Source organism: Lihuaxuella thermophila, assembly GCF_900110165.1.
Classification (GTDB): Bacteria; Bacillota; Bacilli; order Thermoactinomycetales; family Thermoactinomycetaceae; genus Lihuaxuella; species Lihuaxuella thermophila.
On the sequence record NZ_FOCQ01000008.1, the window covers coordinates 213,960 to 221,441 of the forward strand.

Annotated in this window: 5 protein-coding genes and 1 pseudogene; 1 reads left to right on the forward strand and 5 read right to left on the reverse strand. The window is 44.5% G+C overall.

What is annotated here, in order from left to right; genetic code table 11:
• Window positions 1-533 precede the first annotated feature (533 nt).
• Window positions 534-2,276: an ABC transporter ATP-binding protein gene (locus tag BMW55_RS11090; protein ID WP_089968949.1), complete on the reverse strand. Its 1,743-nt coding sequence runs from the start codon at window positions 2,274-2,276 to the stop codon at window positions 534-536.
• 718 nt (window positions 2,277-2,994) lie between these two features.
• Between BMW55_RS11090 and BMW55_RS11095 the strand changes: the two genes are divergently transcribed.
• On the forward strand, window positions 2,995-3,321 hold the full coding sequence (locus BMW55_RS11095) for a transcriptional regulator (RefSeq protein ID WP_211663671.1): 327 nt from the start codon (window positions 2,995-2,997) through the stop codon (window positions 3,319-3,321).
• Window positions 3,322-3,352: 31 nt separating this feature from the next.
• Here BMW55_RS11095 and BMW55_RS11100 read toward each other — a convergent pair whose 3' ends face one another.
• From BMW55_RS11100 to BMW55_RS11115, 4 genes and pseudogenes are all read right to left on the reverse strand, one after another.
• Window positions 3,353-4,234 carry a DMT family transporter gene (locus tag BMW55_RS11100; protein ID WP_089968953.1) on the reverse strand — a complete coding sequence of 294 codons (882 nt, stop codon included), beginning with the start codon at window positions 4,232-4,234 and terminating at the stop codon, window positions 3,353-3,355.
• Between the two features lie 62 nt (window positions 4,235-4,296).
• The gene (locus BMW55_RS11105) at window positions 4,297-5,505 is read right to left on the reverse strand and encodes a chromate transporter (RefSeq protein WP_089968956.1); all 1,209 of its coding nucleotides are present in this window, start codon (window positions 5,503-5,505) and stop codon (window positions 4,297-4,299) included.
• 149 nt (window positions 5,506-5,654) lie between these two features.
• Window positions 5,655-6,575 carry a phosphotransferase family protein gene (locus BMW55_RS11110; RefSeq protein ID WP_244527539.1) on the reverse strand — a complete coding sequence of 307 codons (921 nt, stop codon included), beginning with the start codon at window positions 6,573-6,575 and terminating at the stop codon, window positions 5,655-5,657.
• A 203-nt stretch (window positions 6,576-6,778) separates the two neighbouring features.
• Window positions 6,779-7,393: pseudogene (locus BMW55_RS11115) on the reverse strand (cation:dicarboxylate symporter family transporter); the annotation flags it as partial.
• Window positions 7,394-7,482 lie beyond the last annotated feature (89 nt).

Here is a 7,482-nt window from a genome sequence, read left to right on the forward strand (position 1 = left end):
CGAAAATGACTTGGGTTATCTGCACTCAAGTCATTTTCGTGCCTTTTTGGGGACTTAAGCAGTAATTCAGCCAATTTTGGACACAAATGATATTTTTGGAGCAGACGGTCAAAATGTAAAGAAATTCTATATGGGGAATCTCACCGATCTGTCTGATCTACCTGGTCTCCAGGTGGAACAAAGATTGCCTTCAACGCTCCTTACAACATCTACACCATCGGGGACCGATAGAACCCAATTACAAAAATCACCAATGAAACCAGCTATGTCGGGAATTGGTCTTTCTCTCTCACCCGATAAACCCGAATCTCCCGTGGGTTTCGTATCTAAATATGAAACAGCAACCAAAAGAAAAAGGATTCCTCTCTGAAGAGAGAGGAATCCTTTTTCTTTTCCCAGTTCCCGATACGTTCAGGGGACTAGATACAATATCGGTCCCGTCTTTGACGCACGGAAACCGATCCTCTACGTTTTGCACTTAACGATGTCGCTGCTTTCATCCTGGTATTGTTTCCACCGTTTGTTTCATGAACTTATACTAGCAATTCAAACTGCTTGGAATACAGCTTTGCATACGCTCCACCGCGTGCAAGTAACTCGTCGTGCATACCTTGTTCCACAATGCCGCCCTTCGAGAGTACGATAATCCGCCCCGCATTACGGATCGTGGAAAGGCGGTGGGCAATAACGAGGGTCGTCCGTCCTTTCGCCAGCGAATCGAGTGATTTCTTGACGATGCTTTCACTCTCGTTATCCAGTGCGCTTGTTGCCTCATCTAAAATGAGAACGGGTGGATTCTTCAAGAATACGCGAGCAATACTAAGGCGCTGCTTTTGGCCGCCAGACAGTTTGACCCCTCGTTGTCCGATCTCGGAGTGGTAGCCGTTTGGCAGGCTCATAATAAACTCATGGGCATGAGCGAGTTTGGCTGCCGCGATCACTTCTTCATCACTTGCAGCGGGATTCCCGTAGCGGATATTTTCCATCACCGTTCCCGCAAAAAGGTAAACATCTTGCTGTACAATTCCGATGTTCCTTCTTAAGGACTGAAGATCGATATCACGGACGTTGATACCGTCTAGTAACACTTGCCCATCTGTCACATCATACAACCGGGGGATCAGCGAGCATAATGTCGTTTTTCCAGCACCGGACGGACCCACTAACGCGATGTACTCTCCCGGTAGTATACGAAGCGACAGATTTAGCAAGACATTGTCTAAATGGTCTTCGTAACGGAAGGAAACTTGCTTGAACGCAATTTCACCTTGTACCTCTGTCAGGGTGATGGCATCAGGTTTGTTTTCGATTGCCGGCTTCAGATTCATGATTTCCATAAAGCGCTGGAAGCCGGTGATTCCTTCCTGAAACTGCGTGCTCATATGAGTCAGTCGTTGAATCGGCTCAATCATAAAGCTAATATACAGCAAAAAAGTAATCAAATCCGGCAACTCCAACGTGTTGTGGACGATACTGGCACTGCCGAAGATGATTATTGTAATCGTAATCAGCTGGATAAACGTTTCAACACCATTGAAAAAATACGCTTCAGCCTTGTACGTTTTCTTTCGGCTCTCGAGAAAACGTTTATTTTCTCTGTTAAACTTCCCGATCTCTACGTGCTCGTTGGCAAACGATTTTACAACGCGGATCCCCGATAAACTATCCTCTACCTGTGCGTTTACATCCCCAATTCGCTCTTTGTTTCGTCTTAATGCCTCGTTTAACTTCTTATTAAAATACAATGTAAAAAAACCTAAGAATGGTAAAAAACAGAATACGGCGATCGTTAATGGTGCGTTGATAAAGAACAAAATGACAAACGCCCCAATAAAGCGGGCGAGATATTTGACGTAATCTTCCGGACCGTGATGGTACAGCTCTGAAAGCAGCAGCAGGTCATTCGTGATTCGAGACATGAGCTGACCTGTCTTTGCCTGATCGTAAAAGCTTAAAGAAAGCTTTTGCATGTGCGCGAACAGTTCGCTGCGCATATCACCTTCCATGCGGGCACCCACTTCATGACCTTTGTAGTCTACAAAGTAGTTCCCGATATTCTGGACGACGACTAACACGAGCATCAGCCCGCCCACCCTATACACTTCACTTAAAGCGGTGGACAAGTCTCCTTCCAGAACATCTTTCGTAATATACCGAACCAGCAACGGAAACACCAAAGCGACAGCAGATGTAAAAAAGGAACACGCTAATACCGAAAGAAACAACGTCAAATACGGTTTATAATATGAGAAGAATTTTTTTACCGGAAAGCGCATGATTTACCCCTTTTTTTGTGTTATTTCACTCAAACACATATAAGGGGTACACGATGAACGAACAGCTAAGAGAGTGTTCCACCCTTATATGTTTGTACGGTTTGATTCGCCATGTTTTTCATGTCAATTTCCTCCTTGCCAGTTAATACTTTCATTATAAATGATTTTATGTAGTAGTAAACAGTAAATTCCGGCAAATAGCAGTATGGGGAATTATCAAAAATTATTTTTCCCAAACGATCCCGCCGGAATAATTCCTTTCGCAATAACCCGAAACCGCATAGGAACTTTGGCTGATTCCAGTCATAAGAACGATGTTGGAAAAATCATAACAGAAGTTGTGGAAGAATCACCTTCTTACTATCGCCTATCATCGGACCAAGGGAGGTTGCCCGGATGTGTTTCCGTTCCTTGGTCATGAACCTCTTTTTGATCCACTGCTTGAGTGTGTTCCTGGATCTGGATGATGTTATGTGTTTTTTGTTTGTGAAGCAAACCAGTTTTAAATAGATACTATCTGACAACACTTCATTAGGTCTCTCTCCTCTGGATTTGCTTTTATCAAAAGTTCTTTCCCCTGTGTATTTTGAACATCAGGCCCCTAACGATGATTTTTCTGCCCCTGAATGTGTTTTTGGCTATGATCTTGTAAGCATCTGATAGTTGGTTTATACTACAAACTAGTTGGAGATTAATTTGTTTGGAGGAGAACATTTTTATGATGCCATTCAAGCAGATGGCCCGTTTGGATAAATTGATTCATGAACCGGCGAGGCTCGCAATCATGAGTGCCCTCGATGCCTGTACATTGGCAGAATTTTTATTTTTACAAGAGTTAACCGGACTGACCAAAGGGAATTTATCCTCCCATCTGGCCAAATTGGAAAAAGCGGGTTATATCCAGATCGATAAGCAATTTATCCGCAAAAAAATCCCCCACACCACGATTCGCATCACACGCGAAGGAAAAACAGCGATCGCGAAATACTGGGAACAAATGGACCAAATTCGCGAAGCAACGAAACAGTGGCAAAAGGAATCCTAGGTACAACGATTCCTTCTGCCAGCTTGAATCATCACAAGATTTTTCCTCTTCGCTGGATCAAGAACAGGCCGATCATAATCAAGATCATACCCAAACCAGCGATCCAAGAGAGTTGATTTTGAAAAACAGCATAATCCAGCAGAGCAGTTACTGGTGGAACAGCGTACAGCAAACTGGTAACATTTGTTAAATCCCCTTTTTGGATCATGAAATACAGCATCATGGAAGCACCTACGGATACAACAAAAGCCATCCAAGATAAGCTCATAAGAAAAGCAGGGCTCCACTCAACCTGCCATCCTCCGAAAAAGGGCAGGAAAATGAGAATCACCAACAATCCTCCGGAATATTGAATAGCCATATTCATCGGTTGACTAAGTTGAATTCGCTTTTGCATAAAAGTACCGATCGTAATACTGCCCAAGCAAATCAGTGCACTTAGTAGTCCGAATAGTGTAAAGTTTGGAGCAGAGATATGATCAACAACGACGAGAACGAGTCCACTTAAACCTAAAAACAGACCCAACCATTGATCATATTTTGTTTCCAGGTCTCCAAAAAAAGCAGTAATGACGGGTTGTGCTCCTAAGATAATGGCCAAGACTCCAGGTGATAGTTGATACTCAAGTGCAAAAAAATAGAAGATTTGATATCCGGCTTGTAATAATAGGCCCGTAAGAATGATATATCCCCATTCTTTTACTGTTTTGGGAAAAGTTGATCGGATCGCCAAACAAATCATCCAAAGAAGTGTCGTGGATAAAAGAAAGCGAAGAAATACAAATGTAAAGGGATTTGCATACTGCAGCCCTAATTTAACAAATATGGCTCCGCTGCTCCACGTTAATATAAAGCTGATGGGAATCAACGATTTCCATTTGTCGGTTCCATGAAGTTGAATTTCCTTTCTCATATCCGCTCCCCCATCTAATGAGAAGTAGAGAGATTTATTTGAAAAACGGCACCGGATCTATGCTAAAAATGAGAGAACACCGCTCCACCTATTGCCGAACATACAACAACAACCCAAGGCGGGAGCTTCCAAATCATTAAGAGTCCAAACGCAATCAAAGCGAGACTGAAATCGGACGGAGTATGAATCGTTTTCGTCCAGACCGGATCATAAAGAGCAGCCAACAAAATTCCCACTACTGCTGCATTGATCCCGCTTAATGCGGCTTGAAACTTGGGTTGCCTGCGAATCCAGCCCCAAAAAGGCAATGTTCCGAAAATCAGCAAAAAGGATGATAAAAAGATCGCCTCCGTTGCCAATAGCGCTCCCGGCCACCCATTTATCACTGTCCCTAAGTATGCGGCAAACGTAAAGAGCGGACCCGGCACCGCCTGTGCAGCTGCATATCCGGCAAGAAACTGATCCGAACTCATCCATCCGTTTGGTACGACTTCTGCTTGAAGAAGCGGGAGGACAACATGACCGCCGCCAAATACCAGTGAACCCGTTCGGTAAAAGCTGTCAAACATGGCCACCCACTGTGCCGAAGAGATTTTTCGCATCAAAGGCAGAAGGAGCAAGAGAACAAAAAATAACCCTAAAGAAAACAAAGCCGCTTTCCGGCTCAAGGAAATTCGGATCGACAAAGACTCAGGAACCGAGCGCTTGGGCAAGATCCACCACCCGATGAACCCGGCAACTATCATGATCAGTACTTGCCCTAAAGCGGTTTGCCAAGTGACTGCGACCATTGCCGCCAGAATGGCAATGGTCGCCCGCGGACGATCGGGTGCTAAATTTCTGGCCATTCCCCACACGGCCTGTGCCACAACAGCAACAGATACTACGAGCAATCCATGAATCCATCCCAACTCTTCGACCTTCACCCCCTGAAGGAGATAGGCAAAGAGAGTGAGAAACAAGGCAGAAGGAAAAGTAAAGCCAATCCAAGATGCCAGAGCTCCCAAGAAACCTGCCCGAATCATGCCTATGGCGATTCCCACTTGACTACTCGCCGGACCAGGCAAGAATTGGCAAAGGGCTACCAAGTCCGCATATGTTTTTTCATCCAGCCATTTTCTGCGGTGCACATATTCCTCCCGAAAGTACCCCAGGTGTGCGATTGGCCCTCCAAAAGAGGTAAGACCTAATCTTGTCGCTACTCTTAATACTTCAAGAACTGAATTTCTCGTTTTCAGCGATTGGGTCTCGTTGGTTGTTTCATCTGCCATCTCTTGATTACCTCCGATTTTTTATTCCCGAAGACGAACATAAATTTTCTTGAATATCTCAAAAATACTCCTCCAGTGCAACAAGCAACTGGAGGAGAAATGGATAAGAACATATGCGAATGATAAACAAGCCTCTTATGCCAGTCGCATTAAGATATTTTTTCTATTGCTTGATTCACTAATAATTGATGCCTTTCTCGCATTGTATTTAAAGTCTTTTCATCTAAACCCCATGTGCTAAGTTTAAAAACCAGTCGCAACGCAGCGCATAGATCCCAGTACGGGAGTTTGGCAAAGTCAATCGTTCTCATGATCGATTGATACTGATATGTAAACTCGTTCATTGCTTGGATGCCGAAATGCCACAGGATTTCCAGCCTAGTATTGGCAACATCAGCCAACGGATCGCCAACCGCTGCGTCCTCCCAATCAATAACTGCTACTAGCTGGCCATTCCTCCACAAAAGGTTACCCGGCCAATAATCACCATGAAGGATCACCGATGGATTCCGTTGAGTTACCGGCCAGGCGGATTCAATCGCATCCCTGATACGCCCTTCATTTAATAATTCATCAAGTATGGCAGGACGATTTGTAATCATTTTGGTATAAACACCTTCTTGATCAGGTAGAAATGACCGGTCAATGTTCGAGCAATCCAAGCTGTGAATTTTCGCCAGGTTCGTTGCTAGCTGAAGGATATAATCATCCAAATGAGTGGGCTTGAACTCCGTCTTACCCTCGATGAATTCAATCACAATACACGGTGTGGAGATAACTTCACCTGACGGTTCCAGATAGTAAGGTTTTGGCACAGGCAGCCCCGCGGATTGCAGCATTTTCAACAGCTTGTATTCGTCTGCTGCAATATGTGGATTTCGTTTCATGTCCGTCTCACCATGTCGACGTACAACCATTTTCTTTTTTTGCCCATTTGGACATTCTGGCTCAAGCGCCGTTACCTGTGCTGAGACGCCTCCTTTTAACTCCCATGTGCGAAGCAGCTTGCTTTGCGGGTCCTTCCGGTGAACCAATCGTGCAAGCATTTTATTTTCCATTGATTGATTCATATAACTAGTCTCCATCTATTTTCATTCCACAAATTTTGTTGAGCAGAATATGGAGAATTTTAATATAATTTAATGTTAATCTCAACATGTGACGGAGATCAAGTGATTAGAAAAACCCACTTCTGAACACGGTTTCAGAAATGGGTTTTTAACAGCATTTCACATGGTTGACCTGTTGCGGCCGACCGTCCTGTACCTCAAATCTATGAAGCTTTTTTAAGTTCGGTCAGATATTTCTCCGCCTGGTTGGAGTTAAATTCTCCTTCCCATTTGGACATGACAATCGCAGCAAGAGAGTTTCCGATCACGTTCACTGCCGTTCTGGCCATATCCAAAATACGGTCGATTCCGGCGATAAATGCCAATCCTTCAAGCGGCAAACCGACGGATCCAAGGGTTGCCAAGAGAACGACAAAAGATACTCCCGGAACACCCGCAATTCCCTTCGATGTAACCATCAACACGAGCAACAAAGTGATTTGCGTGCTGATCGACAGGTCGATTCCGTAAAGTTGGGCGATGAACACCGCAGCAATCGCCTGATAGAGCGTTGAACCATCCAGGTTAAAAGAGTAACCGGTGGGGATGACAAACGAACAAACCGCCTTCGAACAGCCAAATCTCTCCATTTTCTCAATCAGCTTTGGCAGTACGGTTTCCGAACTGGCCGTTGAATAAGCCAAAATCAACTCATCTTTTAAGATCTTGATCAAATGAAAAATATTCACTCCGGCAATCCGGGCGGTTACACCTAACACTACAATCACGAAGAAGAACATCGCCCCATAAACAAGCGCCACCAGCTTGCTTAATGTAATGCTACCCTCAGAATGCGACGGAGGTCAAGCAACATGAGTGGAGAGCTCTCCAGAATAGACCTCCATCGGCGTCAGATAGCCTAGCGAGG

Bases quoted from the DNA above. Each gene is read 5' to 3' on its own strand.
- BMW55_RS11090 (WP_089968949.1), bottom strand. From the start codon at position 2,276: ATGCGCTTTCCGGTAAAAAAATTCTTCTCATATTATAAACCGTATTTG.
- BMW55_RS11095 (WP_211663671.1), top strand. From the start codon at position 2,995: ATGATGCCATTCAAGCAGATGGCCCGTTTGGATAAATTGATTCATGAA.
- BMW55_RS11100 (WP_089968953.1), bottom strand. From the start codon at position 4,234: ATGAGAAAGGAAATTCAACTTCATGGAACCGACAAATGGAAATCGTTG.
- BMW55_RS11105 (WP_089968956.1), bottom strand. From the start codon at position 5,505: ATGGCAGATGAAACAACCAACGAGACCCAATCGCTGAAAACGAGAAAT.
- BMW55_RS11110 (WP_244527539.1), bottom strand. From the start codon at position 6,575: ATGAATCAATCAATGGAAAATAAAATGCTTGCACGATTGGTTCACCGG.